Consider the following 14,497-nt stretch of genomic DNA (forward strand, 5'->3'; position numbering starts at 1 on the left):
CAATACGTTGGCGATCAGGTGAAAGGAGCACCTCATGTCATTGGGTTTACGGGAATTCACCTTGGCCGAATGCTACGCCATCCTGGAAGAGACGCGCTTTGGGCACCTGGCCTGCTGCAAGGACGGCCAGCCATATGTCGTCCCCATCTATTTCGCCTATGACAGCGGCGTCGCATACTGTTTTTCGATGCCCGGCCGCAAACTGGAATGGATGCGCGAAAACGACAAGGTTTGTCTGCAGGTCGATCAGCGGGCGGGCTCGGGCTGGAGGAGCGTCATCGCTGAAGGAAGGTTCGAGGAGTTTCCAGATACCGAAGTTTGGCGCAGCGAACGCCTGCACGCCTGGGAAATGTTGCAGAAACACTCGGACTGGTGGGAAGTCGGCTCGCTTAAACCACAAGAAGTTCCAGTCTTCGGCAAATCTCCGCACATTTTCTTTGGAATCCTTGTGCGGTCATTGTCGGGCCGAACCGCTTTCGCCGTCGACTAGCGCGCGCTTTTGGGAACGCATGGGGGCGGTTCAAAGATTACAGCGCTGCGGGGCGGCTCCTGCAGCGCTGAATTGTCGTGGTGTTATCATTGCCGATGCGGCCTGGCTCCGACCGCAGGCCTCCTCCTCCGAGGTCGGCTCGCGGTCTGCCCGTTCAATGGGCCATGAAAATCGGGGCCTTGGCCTCTTCGATCATCCTGCGCGTCACGCCGCCGAATATCGTCTGCTGCCAGCGCGGATGATTGTAGGCGCCCATGACGATCAGATCGGCCGATGTATCGACAGCGTGCTGCCGAAGAGCCTCGTCTGCGCGCTGTCCGCCACTGGCAATGCGGTCCACCTGAACTTTGACGCCATGACGGGCAAGATAGGTGGCGATATCGGCGCCCGGCTCCTCGCCATTCGCGCGCATCCTGGCAACCGGATCCACCAGAGTGACATAAACAATGTCTGCCTGTTTGAGCAGATCAAGCACCTGCCGGGCTGCGCGCGACGCCTCGTCGCTCGAATCCCAGGCCAGCAAAACCGACCTGCACGGCGAATTCATCGGCCGTGTTCCGCGGTTGATGAGAATTGGGGTTGGCGTCCGGAAGAGTGCGCCGTCGATGATCCTTTTGCGCAGCTGGTCGTCCCGGGCCGCCTGCCGTCCGACCAGGACGACATCGGCGTAAAGCGCCCGCTCGGCAATGTCCTCGCCAGCCCATGCAAACTCCGTATAGACGTCCTGGACTTCGTAGGAGATTCCGCTTCGGCCGAGAATAGTCTTGATCTCGTCGGTCTTTTCGGAGAGCGCGTCGATTTCGCGCTGGCGCTCTTCGATCCAGACGGTAGAGATGGCGTTATACTCGCCGATCATCGGAGGCGCTCCCAGCGAAATCACCATCGCATTGAGATGTGCGCCATGAGCGCCGCAAAATCGACTGCGGTTTTCAGGTCTTCCTCGAACTGATTGACGCTGACGATATTCAGTACCGTCCGGATGGTCATGTCGATATACCTCTCTGGTTGGATAGGAGAAAGCGTAGCAGCCACGGCAGAGCGTTCCTTGACCTTCGTCAAAGCGATGCCGATTTAACTGTGTAGGCTGTTCTTCCCTGGCAGGACTTTCCGGGCAGGCCCGGTATCAGTTTGGAGGCGGCAGATGCTTTCGACGGAGCGAGATTTGAAGCGGGGCGGTGAGCGCTTCCCCATCCCTTCGCAAGGTGAAGTCGAAGGCAGGCTGCTGATGTTCGAAGTGGTTGCCGTCACCTGTCTGCAGGAGCTTCTCGCGAAAACGGATCCGCATCTGGTTTTCAGGCTTCGCCGCAAGCTCCTTCGCAATCTGAAGGAAAAGTGCGCCCCGCTGAAGCTATGCGCGGACGACGAAAAGGCCGCAAAGGAGTTCGCACTCCAGCTGTTGAGCGCAGCTGTGGAACAGGCAGAAGACGAGGGGCGAACCGGCAGCCAAGATCCTCAGCAAGGCCATTAGGAGCCACTGCTCCATCTCTTTCTCGCCTTGCGATCAAGGGCCTCCCTGTAGGCGGGTTCCAGGAGCCGGCCTGCTGCTGACGGGTGCCTGCGGCGGTATCGTCTCCTCGACGGCACTGACGCTTTCCTTTGCCCGTCAATCGAAGCAGACGCCCGCCCTCTCGCCGCTGCTTGCGGCCGGAGCGATGCTGGCGGGGGCCGTATCCCTGAGACGTGTGCTATTGATCTGCGGTGTCATCGCACCTGGTGTGTTGATGGAGCTTGCGGCATTGCTCGGACCGGCTGCCGCAGTGCTCGCCATCGGCGGCGGCCTCGCCGACTTCTCGCCGCGCTCCAACGACGGCCCCGACTTTTCACCGAAAAATCCGTTGGAGGTGATGGTCGTGTTGCGTTTTGCTCTGCTGCTTGCCGTCGTCGACGTGCCTGCGGATGCGGCGCCGGACGACTTCATCATTCCACTGATCAGCTTCAACGACATTGCTTTTCTCCGGATCGGTTGAACTCGTAAACCTGCCGCGGGAAGCCGCCGGGCTCGTGGCGCAGGCTGTCGGACATTCTGTCCCCATGCGGAGCCACCTGCCTTGACGCATATCAAGTGAAATCGCCCACCGGATGCCCGCGCAAGGCCTCCTCAGCCGAGGTCGCTCAGGAATGCGTCGGTCTCCATGAGTTCCAGCTGGACGGAAAAACGATCGTGCAGCAGTTCCAGCGACGCGTCATAAGTGTCGTCGGCGCTGCTGCAGACAGCATCCTTCAGCAGGATGACACGATAGGCGAGATCGATGGCGCCGAGGGTCGTGGCAAGCACGCAGACATCCGTCTCCCCGCCGGTGATGACAAGGGTGTCGACCCGCTCCGACTGAAGAAGCGTATGGAGGCGGCCGTCGATCCACGGTGAATAGGTGCGTTTGTCGAAGCATCGTGCCGGCGGAACAAGCGAGGCCAGCGAGGAAGCCAGATTGACGAGCTCGGGCGGCAGATGCTCGCCCGTCATCATCCACCATTTCTGGTAATAGTCGCGCCATTTCCCCGGCATCGCGTCCGGATGCTGGGGTGGCACGAAGCGCGTAAAAATCGTCCGGGACGGATGCCGGCCGGCAAGTTCCTCGATCTGCGGAGAGATCCGAACCATCCAGGGCACGTGCCATGGGGTGTCTTCCGCAAACATGCGCTGCATGTCGACGCAAAGATGCCGCCACTCGCCGATCCCGGCCATCACATCCTCCCTTCGTCTTCGGGCGTCAACCGCTGCCCGGAACGAAAGTTCCCGCTTTAGGCAATGGCTCCTGAGGCGATTGTTCGTGGTCCGGCGCCGCCCTCCGATTTGGCGAAGCAGTCGAGTTCGCGAAGCGGAACCGGTTTGGAGAAGAAATAGCCTTGGAGATCGGTGCAGCCGAGGGCGGTCAGAAAGTCGCGCTGATATTCGGTTTCGACACCTTCCGCCGTTGTCGAGATGCCGAGGTTGCGGCTGAGGGTGACGATCGCGCCGATGATGGCCGCGCCGTTGGCTTTTGCGCCAAGCTGCGAGACGAAGGAACGATCGATCTTGATGCGGTCGATGTCGAAACGCACCAGGTGGCTGAGGCATGAAAAGCCGGTGCCGAAATCATCGAGAGAAATTTGAATGCCCCGGCTGCGCAGCGTTTTCAGGACCGTATATACATCCGAATTATCCTCGATCAGCGAGGACTCGGTGAGCTCGAGCTCGAGGCGGGATGGCGGCAGGCCGGTCTCTTCAAGAACGGTGAAGACTTCCTCGGCAAAATTCGGTCTTCTGAGCTGAGCCGGCGACACGTTGACCGCCACGAAGGTCTCTACCGGCCATTTGCAGGCAGCCTTGCAGGCTTCGCGCAGGACCCAGAAACCGAGGGCGTCGATGAGGCCGCCCTCCTCGGCAGCAGGGATGAAGCTCGCGGGGGTCAGCAGTCCGCGCTGACTGTGACGCCAGCGCACGAGAGCCTCCGCGCCTGAGGCCGCGTATCCACCCTCGGCGCGATGCACCGTCTGGTAATAGACCTCCAGCGATCCGAAATCCGGCCTGGTGCTGCCCGAGCCGGTTTGGGCACTGTCAGCGGACGAGGCCGTGCCTTTGGCCAGAACTTCGCGTAATTCGTTCTTGAGAATGTCGCGCGCATTTCTGCCCCCGTCCATGGAAGGGGAATAGACGCGCCACTGGCCTCTTCCGCCCATCTTTGCCTCGTAAAGCGCGACGTCGGCATAACGCATGAGGTCATCGGCAGTTCGCCCGGCATCGGGCACGATGGTGAGGCCGATCGAGCCGCCGACCCGGGCGACCGCTTCGCCCCTCAGGAGCGGGAAGGGCCTGCCAAGTTCGGCGACGATCGCGTCGCATATGGACAGCAGGACTTGATCGTCATCCCTGATGTCGCGCAGAAGCAGGGCAAATTCGTCGCCCCCGAGCCGGGCGAGCGTGTCGCCTGGGCGAAGGACGGACCGGATCCGCTCCGCGGCCATCCTGATCAGCTCATCACCGGCGGCATGGCCGAACGTGTCGTTCACCGCTTTGAAGCGGTCGAGGTCGAGAAGTGCGACGGCCGAGCGCTCGGTCGAATACCGCGTTTCGGCCAGGCACTCCTCGAACCGCATGGCGAACAAAGCGCGGTTGGGAAGGTCGGTCAGCACGTCATGCAAGGCCAGCTGCCTTGCATGCAACTCGCTTCGCTTCAACTCGCCCAGACTGCTCCGCAGCCGCACGAGCAGCACCGAAAACAGCACGGCGATCACCAGGGCCGCAATCGAAAGCGCCGGCATCAATCGGCCGATCACCCGTGAACCTGGAAGATCGGGTCGCCATACGATGAAGCCGATCGGTTCACCATTTGCCGTTGCGTCGATCTGGAACGCAACCTCGTTTTCGTCAGCATCGGCGGTGCGGGCAAAGCGCGCCCCGTTGAGACCCTGCTGCCGGCTCAATTCGTCGAGGGCCGCACCATCGAGAAACCGCACGACGATCAGGAATTGCCGCGTCGGCTGCGGCTGTCCCTCGGGCGCTTCGTTGATGGCGACGATGCCGACGATCGTCGGCCGCCCCTCCAGCCGCATCAGATTGGCCAGCGCATGGTTGGGGCGAACCGCGCTCGCCCGGCGGCTTTCCAGCGAGGATGGCATTCGGTCGGTGAATGTCGGGCTTTGGCTCGCGGTAAGACGGCTGTCTTTAAGGAGCGGCAAAAACAGAGGCTTCATCCAGCGATAGCGCTTTTCCGTTTTCGCATCGGTCAGCATGCTCAACTGAGCCTTGTCGTCGACGACAAAGGCCTGGTCGTATCCGAAGGCGGACATTGCGGTTTCGCTGATTGCGCTGCCGGCCGCCCCGGTCAGAACCGTATCGAGGCTGGAGGAAACACCTGCCGACCGGGACGCAGGATAAACGCGGGCAAGATAGCCGTTGCCGAACTGACCGATGACGTGGGCGACCTGATCAACCTGTTCCCGCAGGCGCGCATTGACCAGCTGACGCTGGCGATCAAGCGCCGCAGCATCGCTTTCTGTTCCCGCCCAAAGCGCGGAGAGGACGACCAGTCCAATCGCTCCGAGCCCGCTGATGGCGATCAGAAAGAGAATTCTTCCCGAGGCGATCCAGGACTTCTGAAACGTGTTGGAGCTGGAAGGAACAACGATGTGCAAGCCTGGACCCCTGGACCCCACGATACGGGCGCAATTGCCACGCTAACAAATAAGCGTTCACGTAGAATTAAAGCCTGCGGCGCACGATAGGACGAGATCGATCACGCCCAGGGGGTTCCGGCGATGTTGCGAATATCCATTCAGACTTTGTTGCGCGGAGCGCTGATGTTGGGCGCGGTCGGCGTCGTTTTGGGTGTGGCCTCGCCGCTGCCGGTGGCCGCGCAAGAGCGGATGCCGATGAGAGTGGCCGTCGAAGGTGCGTTTCCGCCCTTCAACTATCTCGACGCGAACAACAAACTTCAGGGTTTCGACATCGATATTGCCAATGCCCTCTGCGAGACCGGCAAATTCGAATGCCAATTCATCATCGAGAAGTGGGACGACATGATCCCCGATCTCGTTGCCGGAAAATACGACGCGATCATTTCATCGATGTCGATGAGCCTGGAGCGGCGCCAGAAGGTCGCTTTCACCGAGAAATACTATAACAGTCCGTCAGTGTTCATCGCTCGCAAGGACTCGCCGATCACTGACGTCAGCCCCGCGGCCCTCAGTGGCAAAAAGCTCGGGGTGACGTCGTCGACGGCGCAGGAATCTTACGCCAACCATTTCTATCCCGACATGAAGAAAACAGTATTCCGGTCATCGCCGGAATTGTACAAGGGCCTGTCGGACGGGCGCGTCGACATTATCCTGGAGGATAAGCTCGCCATTTACGACTGGATCGCCAATACGAAGGCGGGAACCTGCTGCGCGTTCAAGGGGCCGGATCTGGTCGACGTCACTTATTTTGGCGAAGGTGCGGGAATTGCGGTGCGTCTGGATGACAAGGACCGCCTTGCACGCCTGAACGAGGCGTTGAAGACGATCAAGGAAGACGGGACTTATGACATGATCAATGCCAAATATTTCCCGTTCAGCATCCAGTAGCAGGCAACAGAATTTTCGTGTGACTGCTGCGAGATGGCCGGTTTTCCCAGCCATCTCCGTTTTGAGCTAAAGCGCGCCGTTGCGCACTTTAGCGCGACATCCTTCTCGTCAGGCGGCTTTCGCGACCTCGCCGTGCGGATCGAGGACATACTTCGTTGCCGCGCCATGGTCGAAACTTTCATATCCAGCGGCGGCATCGTCGAGCGGGATGACCTTAGCGTTGACGATATCGGCGATCGGCAACCGGTCGTGGAGAATCGCCTGCATGAGCTGGCGATTATATTTGAGCACCGGAGTCTGGCCGGTGTGGAAGGATTGTGCTTTTGCCCAGCCGAGACCGAAGCGAAGCGAGAGATTGCCGTGCTTGGCGGCATTGTCGACCGCGCCCGGGTCCTCGGTCACGTAGAGGCCGGGGATGCCGATCGAGCCTGCGGCGCGGGTGATCTCCATCATCTGGTTGAGCACGATCGCCGGCTGTTCGCCGCCGGAATGGCCGCGTGCTTCGAATCCTACCGCGTCGATGGCGCTGTCGACCTCGTTGCTGCCGACGACCTCGGCAATCATGTCGCCGAGACGATCGCTCTTGGAAAGATCGATGGGTTCGAAACCGACCTTCGCGGCATGCGCCAGGCGGTCCTTGTTGAAATCGCCGATCATGACGACGGCGGCACCGAGGATGCGAGCCGAAGCCGCAGCCGCTAACCCGACAGGACCGGCGCCGGCGACATAGACGGTCGAGCCGACCCCGACGCCCGCGCGCACTGCACCGTGAAAGCCGGTGGGCAGAATGTCGGAAAGCATGGTGAGATCGCGGATCTTCGCCATCGCCTTATCCCGATCCGGGATTTTCAGCAGGTTGAAATCGGCATAGGGAATGGTGACGTAGCGTGCCTGCCCGCCGATCCATCCGCCCATGTCGACATAGCCGTAAGCGCCGCCGGCGCGGGCCGGATTTACCGTCAGGCAGACGCCCGTATCCTGGGATTTGCAGCAGCGGCAGCGGCCGCAGGCGACGTTGAAGGGCACCGAGACGATGTCGCCGATTTGGAGCATCTCGACGTCGACGCCTTTCTCGATGATCTCGCCGGTGATTTCATGGCCGAGGATTAGGCCCGGCATTGCAGTCGTGCGGCCGCGGACCATGTGCTGGTCGGAGCCGCAGATATTGGTGGAGATAACCTTCAGGATCACGCCGTGCTCGATGCGGCGGCCATCGGGCGCTTCCAGTTTCGGATCGTCGATATCGCGGACTTCGACCTTTCCCGGCCGGAGATAGACGACGCCTCTATTCTTGCTCATGGATTCCTCCCATGTGTTGAATGCCTCGAGCTGCAACCGATGCAGTCGACGGCAAGCTTTCCTCCGGCCTGCCTCCTCTGCAGTCCGGTATTCACATCGCCGCATCGGGCGATATGTCGAATTTCGCAGCTAGGCGCGGACAGGCTGGATCGAGGAGAGAGTGTGCACGATAGGTCTGGCCTGTCGTTCCGCTCGTCATCGCCCGCCGCAATCCGGAGATCTGCTGCGCAAAGAGCTGGTTTCGGGCTCCAGAACCTCCTTTCGATCCGTCTCGAGGTCTGCGGATATCAATCCGACGACCGCTTTCAGGACTTCAGTTCTTCTACCGCTGCGGGGCAGCGCGCCGGCGGCTGGCCAGCCTCGCATGTTCATGTCGTCAGCTTGCAAGGCAACGCCGTGAACATGACCAGAAAACCATGCCTGACCGAAAACGGCGCCCGAAAAAACGACATAGGTGCACCTCCAGGCGACAGGCGGCAAAGCCGCAATCACTTTCGGTCGGGGACGACAGGTTGATCTCGCGAATGCGGCAGTTTTCCGGGTCGCTCCGGATGATGTGATCGCAGCTGTCGGGCTCCCCCCGTTGAACTCGTGGCACTTGTGATCACATCTATTGGCCAGCGGCAGATGTCGTTTTCAATCGTGATTGGACTTCGGCTGTGACCTGAGCGAGGCTGTTTTTGGGAGCGGACCATCTATTTTTCCGGGGATAGGAGGCCGAAATGGAACAGCATGCACTCGAGCAGTTGAAAACGATCGCGAAGGTCAGCACGACCTATAATCACCTTGAAATGACGAGGCGCGAACGGCTTGAACGGTGGGCCGACAGTCTGGAACGCAGTCCCAGGCCGTTTCTCAAGACGCTTCACGAAACCGAATATCAGCCGATTGCAGATCGGCTTGCCTTGCGAGACGACGACACTCCGATCTCTGTTGCGTTCGCTGATCCCATTCTGCGGGCGGCAGGAATGGAAAATGACAGCTATGGAGAAGCCAGGCGGTTCTTCGAACTCAGCGATGAGCAATTGCACGACCTGGTCTGCTTTTGTCATTTCGGGGAACGCGTCAGCGCAGCAACACTAGCTCGCCGCGTACGAAAGATGGCGGCTTACAAACCAGGCGGGTTTTTCGCTCAGCTTCGTGCATTCTTTGGCTGATCGAAGCTGAGGCCACCTGGAGCTACAAAGGGCTGGTCCGTTCCGGCGGGTGGAGCGGCCGCCGCCGCAATCGCTTGGTCGCTCATCGGCGCATGAGCGAACACGGTCAAACCCGTCGCCTCAGTGGACTGGAGGATAGGCGGCAGCTAGCCGCCTACGGTCGGCGGGCCCGGTTGAAGTCGACCGCGGTGTGCCAGAACACAGCGCCGATGATGATCGCGCCGCCGAAATAGGTGGCGATCGGCGGCTGCTCGGAAAACAACAGCCAGACCCAGAAGGGCGTCAGCACGATTTCCATCGTGCCGATCAGTGCCGCCTCCGCCGGCGGCATCCGCTTTGCCCCGGCAAGGAAGAGCACCAGCGCCAGCGAGAAATTCGTCGCCCCGAAGGCGGCAAGGACGATCCAATTGTGCAGATCGAGGGAGCCGACCGAACCGAAAGGCGCGAAGATGGCGAGCGTCAGGAAAGCGCTGACCACAGTCGGCGGCAGGCTCGGCACGCCTGGGTCGATGCGGGGAATGATGATTACGAGCGCGAAGGAGGCGGTCATGCCGAGCGCCAGAAGGTCGCCCCAGCCGGTGCCGCCGCCGATCGAGGAGGCGACGATGACGCCGACGCCGAAGAGGGACACGGCGCCGGCGATCAGCGTCCGCCTGGCAACCCTCTCCTTGAGGATGAGCCAGCCGAACAAGGCCGCGATGAAGGGCGTCGTCGCATAAATCATCGTCACATTGGCGACGGTGGTCATGTAGAGCGCGCCGATGAAGCATCCCTGACTGAAGGTCTGGCAGGCAATCATCGCAAGACCGGACGGATGGAGGACGGAACGCCATTGCCGCCGCGAGATGCCCCCTTCGAGGAAAAGGCAGGGGATCAGCAGGAACAGGCCTCCGAACAGCGACCGCCAGGCGATCGCCGTCCATACGTCGGTCGTAAGCAGCCGCGAATAGACGCCGCTCGCACTCCAGGCGAGCGTCGCGGCAACGATGAGAAGCACACCCTTCTCATGCTCGCTGCCTGCGAGGCGTGTGGTCGAATTATCAATGGTCACGCAGATTCTCAAAGAAGGAAGTCGAACGCCGCCCATTTCTGCGCCAGCGATTGACATAAGGCAAACGAATAGTAGTGATAGCTACCATCGATTTTTTCTATGGCGGCCATGCAAGAACCTGTTGAAAGCGATCTTCTCAGAACCTTCCTGGTCGTTGCTGAGACCTCGAATTTCTCCGCGGCTGCCCAGCGCATCGGCCGGACTCAATCGGCCGTCAGCACGCAGATCAAGAGGCTCGAGGCGGCGATCGGCGAAACTCTGTTCGAGCGCGTCGCCCGCGGCGTCCTGCTGACGCGTCAGGGCATACAGCTCGTGCCCTACGCCCGTCGGGTCATCGACCTGCTGAACGAGGCGGCCGCTACAATCCGCAGCAAGCCGCTTGACGGCCCGGTGCGCATCGGAATTCCCGAGGAATACAGCCAGACGGTACTGCCGGCAGCGCTCGCGGCTTTTGCGGTTCGCCATCCGGCGGTCGAAGTGACTGTCTCCTGCGATTACACGGTCCGCAACCTTGCGGCCCTGGAACGGGACGAACTCGATCTCGCCGTCGTCTTCGACTGGAGCGATCAGAACAAGGGCGAGGTTCTCTGTGTCGATCCGACCGTCTGGGTCACGTCGATGGTACACCGACTGCACGACATCGATCCCCTGCCGGTTGCGACCTATCGCAATTCCACCTGGTCACGCGATTTTGCGCTACGCTCGCTGGAGCAGATCGGCCGCAGCTACCGGATCGCCTTCATCGCCGATACCGGTTCGGGACTGAAGAATGCCGTGACAGCCGGCCTTGCCGTTACGACGCTTTCGCGCAGCAGCATTCCGCCCGGCTGCCGCGAACTGACCGCCGGGGATGGCTTCCCGCCGGTCGATTCCTCGAAGGTCGTGCTGCGCCGCAATAGTTTCCGCTCCAGTGAGGCCGTGCGGGAACTCGCCGAAATGCTGCGGGACGCGTTTCAGCCTATGTCGGTGCCGATGATATGATGCGGCGGCGCAAGCGGCGCCGCGTCTCCGACGGGCTCTCGGAAAAGCTCGCCCGGTAGCTTCTCGCAAAGGCCGAGGCTGAGTTGAAGCCGGTTGCCGCTGCGATGTCGGCGAAGGAGGCCGTCGTCTCAATCACCTTGCGGCGCGCCGTGTTCAGACGCAGCGCCAGATAATGCACATGCGGCGGCGCGCCGATGCTCTGCTGGAAGAGGTCCTGAAGATGCCGGGCGCTGACACCGACCCTGCGGGCGAGCCGGGCCAACACCAGAGGCTGCTCGATATGCTCCTCCATCAGATGCACCGCCTGCGTCACGCGTGGATCATGCGCACGCAGCCCCGCCGAAGCGGCGGAAAGCGTTTCGTCGGCATGGAAGGAAGGCTGCTCGTAGCGGAACAGCCGGCTGACTTCGAGCGCCAGCGAATAACCCTGCCGTTGCCGTATCACTTCCAGCATCAGGTCAACGGTCGGAAGCGAACCCGAAGTCGTCAGCCGCTTGCCGTCGATGACGAAGCGATCCTTGACGGCCCTCACCTCGGGATAGGCGAGTGCAAAGTCCTCGTAATCCTCCCAGTGAACGGTCGCTGATAGACCGTCGAGCAGACTTGCCTCCGCCAGCAGCCACGTGCCGGACTCGATGCCGGCAACGATCGAGCGGTGGCGGGCAGCTTGCGAGAGCTGCATTTTGAGTGCTGGCGTCGCGCTTTGGCGCCAGCTGTAGCTCGCAAGTACGAACAATGGCACATTCTCGGTCGTCGTCCGAAAAGCTCCTTGGGTTGGGATGGCGATATGGCTCGTGGTTGGGACCGGCGCGCCGTCCGGCGTCAACAGCCGCCAGCGATAGAGCTCGGTGCCGGCGATGCGATTGGCGCCGCGCAGCGGCTCGATGACCGATGCGATCAGGATCAGGTTCGTCTCCGGCAGAATCAGAAGGTCGATATCGAGCCGTTCCGTCGATCGCTGCAGCAAGGTCGCCTCCTAAGGTTTCCGATAATGTATCAATCGTCGCCGAAACTGCAAAGCATCCCCGCTCATCCTGTCGCGTAATGGCTGACAAGACGGGGAGAACAAAAACATGCCTCTTGCGATGAACCGCGATGTTTTCATCACCTGCGCCGTCACCGGCGCCGGCGATACGGTTTCCAGATCCAGCCACGTTCCCATTACTCCCAAGCAGATCGCGGATTCCGCGATCGACGCCGCCAAGGCTGGAGCGGCCGTTGTTCATTGCCATGTCCGCGATCCGGAAACGGGGGCCGCCAGCCGCCGCAACGACCTCTATAGAGAGGTCACCGACCGCATCCGTTCGGCCGATATCGACGTCGTCCTCAATCTCACCGCCGGCATGGGCGGGGACCTGATCTTCGGGGATGTCGAAAGCCCCCTTCCCCTCAACGTGAAAGGCACCGACATGGCGGGCGCCAGCGAGCGCGTCAGTCATATCGCCGAATGCCTGCCGGAAATCTGCACGCTCGATTGCGGCACGATGAACTTCAATCTCGGCGACTATGTCATGACCAATACGCCGGCCATGCTGCGGGCGATGGCCAAGAAGATGACGGATCTCGGCGTGCGGCCGGAGATCGAGGCTTTCGACACCGGCCATCTCTGGTTCGCCAAGCAGCTTGCCGAAGAGGGGCTGATCGAAGATCCGGTGCTGATCCAGCTCTGCATGGGTATTCCGTGGGGCGCGCCCGACGACCTCAACACCTTCATGGCGATGGTCAACAACGTGCCTCAGAGCTGGACCTTCTCGGCTTTTTCGATCGGCCGCAACGCCATGGCCTATCCGGCGGCCGCGGTTCTCGCCGGCGGCAACGTGCGCGTCGGCCTGGAAGACAATCTCTTTATCGGCAAGGGGCAGCTCGCCACAAATGCGCAGCTCGTCGAAAAGGCCGTGCAGGTGGTCGAAGGCATGGGCGCGCGCATCATCGGGCCGGAGGATGTGCGCAAGAAGCTGAAGCTGACGAAGCGCTGAGGATATCATGACGAAGATCAGCAAGGCGGCCTGTATCGGCGGCGGCGTCATCGGCGGCGGATGGATCGCCCGTTTCCTGCTCGCCGGTATCGACGTCGACGTGTTCGACCCGCATCCGGAAGCAGGCCGCATCGTCGGCGAGATCATCGCCAATGCGGAAAAAGCGTATGCAATGCTGACCGGCGCGCCCTTGCCGCCGCGCGGCAAGCTGACCTTCTGCGAGACGCTCGCGGAAGCCGTTGCCGATGCCGACTGGATTCAGGAAAGCGTACCGGAACGGCTCGACCTCAAGCGCGGCGTCCTGACCGAGATCGATGCCGCCGCGCGCCCGGAGGCGCTGATCGGCTCGTCCACCTCGGGCCTGCTGCCGACCGATCTGCAGCGCAACATGACGCATCCCGAACGCCTCTTCGTCGCCCACCCCTATAATCCCGTCTATCTGCTGCCGCTCGTCGAAATCGTCGGCGGCGAGAAGACCTCGGCGGGGACGATTCGGGCGGCGATCGAAAGACTGGCGCCGATCGGCATGAAGGGTGTTCACATCGCTAAGGAGATCGAAGCCTTCGTCGGCGACCGGCTGCTCGAAGCGCTCTGGCGCGAGGCGTTGTGGCTCATCCATGACGACATCTGCACGGTCGAGACGCTCGACGACGTGATTCGTTATTCCTTCGGCCTGCGCTGGGCGCAGATGGGCCTGTTCCAGACCTACCGCATTGCCGGCGGCGAGGCCGGCATGCGTCACTTCCTCGCCCAGTTCGGCCCCTGCCTCGCCTGGCCCTGGACCAAGCTCACCGATGTCGTCGATCTCGACGACGCCCTGATCGAAAAGATTGGCCGGCAATCCGATGAGCAGGCCGCCGGCCTCTCAATCCGCGCGCTCGAACGCATCCGCGACGAAAATCTCGTCGGCATCCTCCAGGCCCTCAAGGGCGGTGATAACGGCAAAGGTTGGGGTGCCGGTAAGCTGCTGAAGGATTTCGAACAAACCCTCTGGGCGCGAGGCGGTGATGCGGCCGCTTCTGCCGATCCGTCGAAGCCGCTACGGCTGGTCGAAACCAAGGTGAGCCCCGCCTGGGTCGACTACAACGGCCACATGACCGAGCACCGTTATCTCCAGGTATTCGGTGATACATCCGATGCGCTGCTGCGCCTTATCGGCGTCGACCTTGCCTATGTCGAGGCGGGGCACAGCTATTACACAGTGGAAAGCCATATCCGCCATCTCGGCGAGGCGAAGCTCGGCCAGGCGATCCATTCGGCCTGCCAGATCCTGACCGCCGACGAGAAGCGGCTGCATGTCTTCCACACATTGCGCGACACGGCGACGGGCGCGGTCATCGCAACCGCCGAGCAGATGCTGCTGCATGTCGACAGCAAGGAGGGCAAGGCAGTGGCGGCGCCCGCCGCGGTGCTCGACAGGGTGAAGGCGATTGCCGCGGCCCATGCGGAACTGGCGCTGCCCGAAGGCGCCGGCCGTCACGTTGGCCAGAGGCGGTAGGAG

General features: G+C 61.5%; 12 protein-coding genes and 2 pseudogenes. 8 read left to right on the plus strand and 6 right to left on the minus strand.

The genetic code is table 11. From position 1 onward, the window contains the following. The first annotated feature begins 34 nt into the window (after nucleotides 1–34). The gene (locus RHE_RS23415; protein WP_011427738.1) at nucleotides 35–490 is read left to right on the plus strand and encodes a pyridoxamine 5'-phosphate oxidase family protein; all 456 of its coding nucleotides are present in this window, start codon (nucleotides 35–37) and stop codon (nucleotides 488–490) included. 154 nt (nucleotides 491–644) lie between these two features. On the opposite strand, the pseudogene RHE_RS23420 reads toward RHE_RS23415, so the two are convergent. Then, nucleotides 645–1,477: pseudogene (locus tag RHE_RS23420) on the minus strand (universal stress protein). A 154-nt stretch (nucleotides 1,478–1,631) separates the two neighbouring features. Here RHE_RS23420 and RHE_RS23425 point away from each other — a divergent pair. Together RHE_RS23425 and RHE_RS23430 are read left to right on the plus strand one after the other, a co-directional pair. Further along, nucleotides 1,632–1,958, plus strand: coding sequence for a hypothetical protein (locus tag RHE_RS23425; RefSeq protein ID WP_011427740.1), 327 nt, complete (start codon nucleotides 1,632–1,634; stop codon nucleotides 1,956–1,958). A 64-nt stretch (nucleotides 1,959–2,022) separates the two neighbouring features. Next, nucleotides 2,023–2,457, plus strand: a pseudogene (locus RHE_RS23430) (DUF4010 domain-containing protein); the annotation flags it as partial. A gap of 131 nt (nucleotides 2,458–2,588) precedes the next feature. On the opposite strand, the gene RHE_RS23435 reads toward RHE_RS23430, so the two are convergent. Both RHE_RS23435 and RHE_RS23440 read right to left on the minus strand, forming a co-directional pair. Next, the gene (locus RHE_RS23435) at nucleotides 2,589–3,173 is read right to left on the minus strand and encodes a cysteine hydrolase family protein (RefSeq protein WP_011427742.1); all 585 of its coding nucleotides are present in this window, start codon (nucleotides 3,171–3,173) and stop codon (nucleotides 2,589–2,591) included. Nucleotides 3,174–3,229: 56 nt separating this feature from the next. Next, nucleotides 3,230–5,602: a putative bifunctional diguanylate cyclase/phosphodiesterase gene (locus RHE_RS23440; protein WP_011427743.1), complete on the minus strand. Its 2,373-nt coding sequence runs from the start codon at nucleotides 5,600–5,602 to the stop codon at nucleotides 3,230–3,232. 123 nt (nucleotides 5,603–5,725) lie between these two features. Here RHE_RS23440 and RHE_RS23445 point away from each other — a divergent pair, with 123 nt between their 5' ends. Beyond that, a complete protein-coding gene (locus RHE_RS23445; protein ID WP_011427744.1) occupies nucleotides 5,726–6,532 on the plus strand; it encodes a transporter substrate-binding domain-containing protein in 807 nt (268 codons plus the stop codon). A gap of 108 nt (nucleotides 6,533–6,640) precedes the next feature. Here RHE_RS23445 and fdhA read toward each other — a convergent pair whose 3' ends face one another. Then, a complete protein-coding gene (gene fdhA / locus RHE_RS23450; RefSeq protein ID WP_011427745.1) occupies nucleotides 6,641–7,831 on the minus strand; it encodes a formaldehyde dehydrogenase, glutathione-independent in 1,191 nt (396 codons plus the stop codon). A gap of 722 nt (nucleotides 7,832–8,553) precedes the next feature. Between fdhA and RHE_RS23455 the strand changes: the two genes are divergently transcribed. Then, nucleotides 8,554–8,988, plus strand: a complete 435-nt coding sequence (locus RHE_RS23455) for a hypothetical protein (RefSeq protein ID WP_011427747.1) — start codon at nucleotides 8,554–8,556, stop codon at nucleotides 8,986–8,988. 154 nt (nucleotides 8,989–9,142) lie between these two features. Here the strand turns inward: RHE_RS23455 and RHE_RS23460 are convergent, their stop codons facing one another. After that, on the minus strand, nucleotides 9,143–10,039 hold the full coding sequence (locus RHE_RS23460) for a DMT family transporter (RefSeq protein WP_041678960.1): 897 nt from the start codon (nucleotides 10,037–10,039) through the stop codon (nucleotides 9,143–9,145). A 108-nt stretch (nucleotides 10,040–10,147) separates the two neighbouring features. Here RHE_RS23460 and RHE_RS23465 point away from each other — a divergent pair, with 108 nt between their 5' ends. Beyond that, nucleotides 10,148–11,020, plus strand: a complete 873-nt coding sequence (locus RHE_RS23465; RefSeq protein ID WP_041678978.1) for a LysR substrate-binding domain-containing protein — start codon at nucleotides 10,148–10,150, stop codon at nucleotides 11,018–11,020. On the opposite strand, the gene RHE_RS23470 is transcribed toward RHE_RS23465, so the two are convergent. Then, entirely contained in the window at nucleotides 10,998–11,987 is a 990-nt protein-coding gene (locus tag RHE_RS23470) for a GlxA family transcriptional regulator (protein ID WP_011427750.1), read from the minus strand. The two genes, RHE_RS23465 and RHE_RS23470, sit on opposite strands and share 23 nt — an antisense overlap. A gap of 106 nt (nucleotides 11,988–12,093) precedes the next feature. On the opposite strand from RHE_RS23470, the gene RHE_RS23475 reads away from it, so the two are divergent. Continuing rightward, on the plus strand, nucleotides 12,094–12,996 hold the full coding sequence (locus RHE_RS23475) for a BKACE family enzyme (RefSeq protein WP_011427751.1): 903 nt from the start codon (nucleotides 12,094–12,096) through the stop codon (nucleotides 12,994–12,996). A gap of 7 nt (nucleotides 12,997–13,003) precedes the next feature. Then, nucleotides 13,004–14,494 (plus strand): carnitine 3-dehydrogenase, encoded by a 1,491-nt coding sequence (locus tag RHE_RS23480; RefSeq protein WP_011427752.1) that lies wholly within the window; start codon nucleotides 13,004–13,006, stop codon nucleotides 14,492–14,494. Nucleotides 14,495–14,497 lie beyond the last annotated feature (3 nt).

The organism is Rhizobium etli CFN 42 (assembly GCF_000092045.1).
GTDB lineage: Bacteria > Pseudomonadota > Alphaproteobacteria > Rhizobiales > Rhizobiaceae > Rhizobium > Rhizobium etli.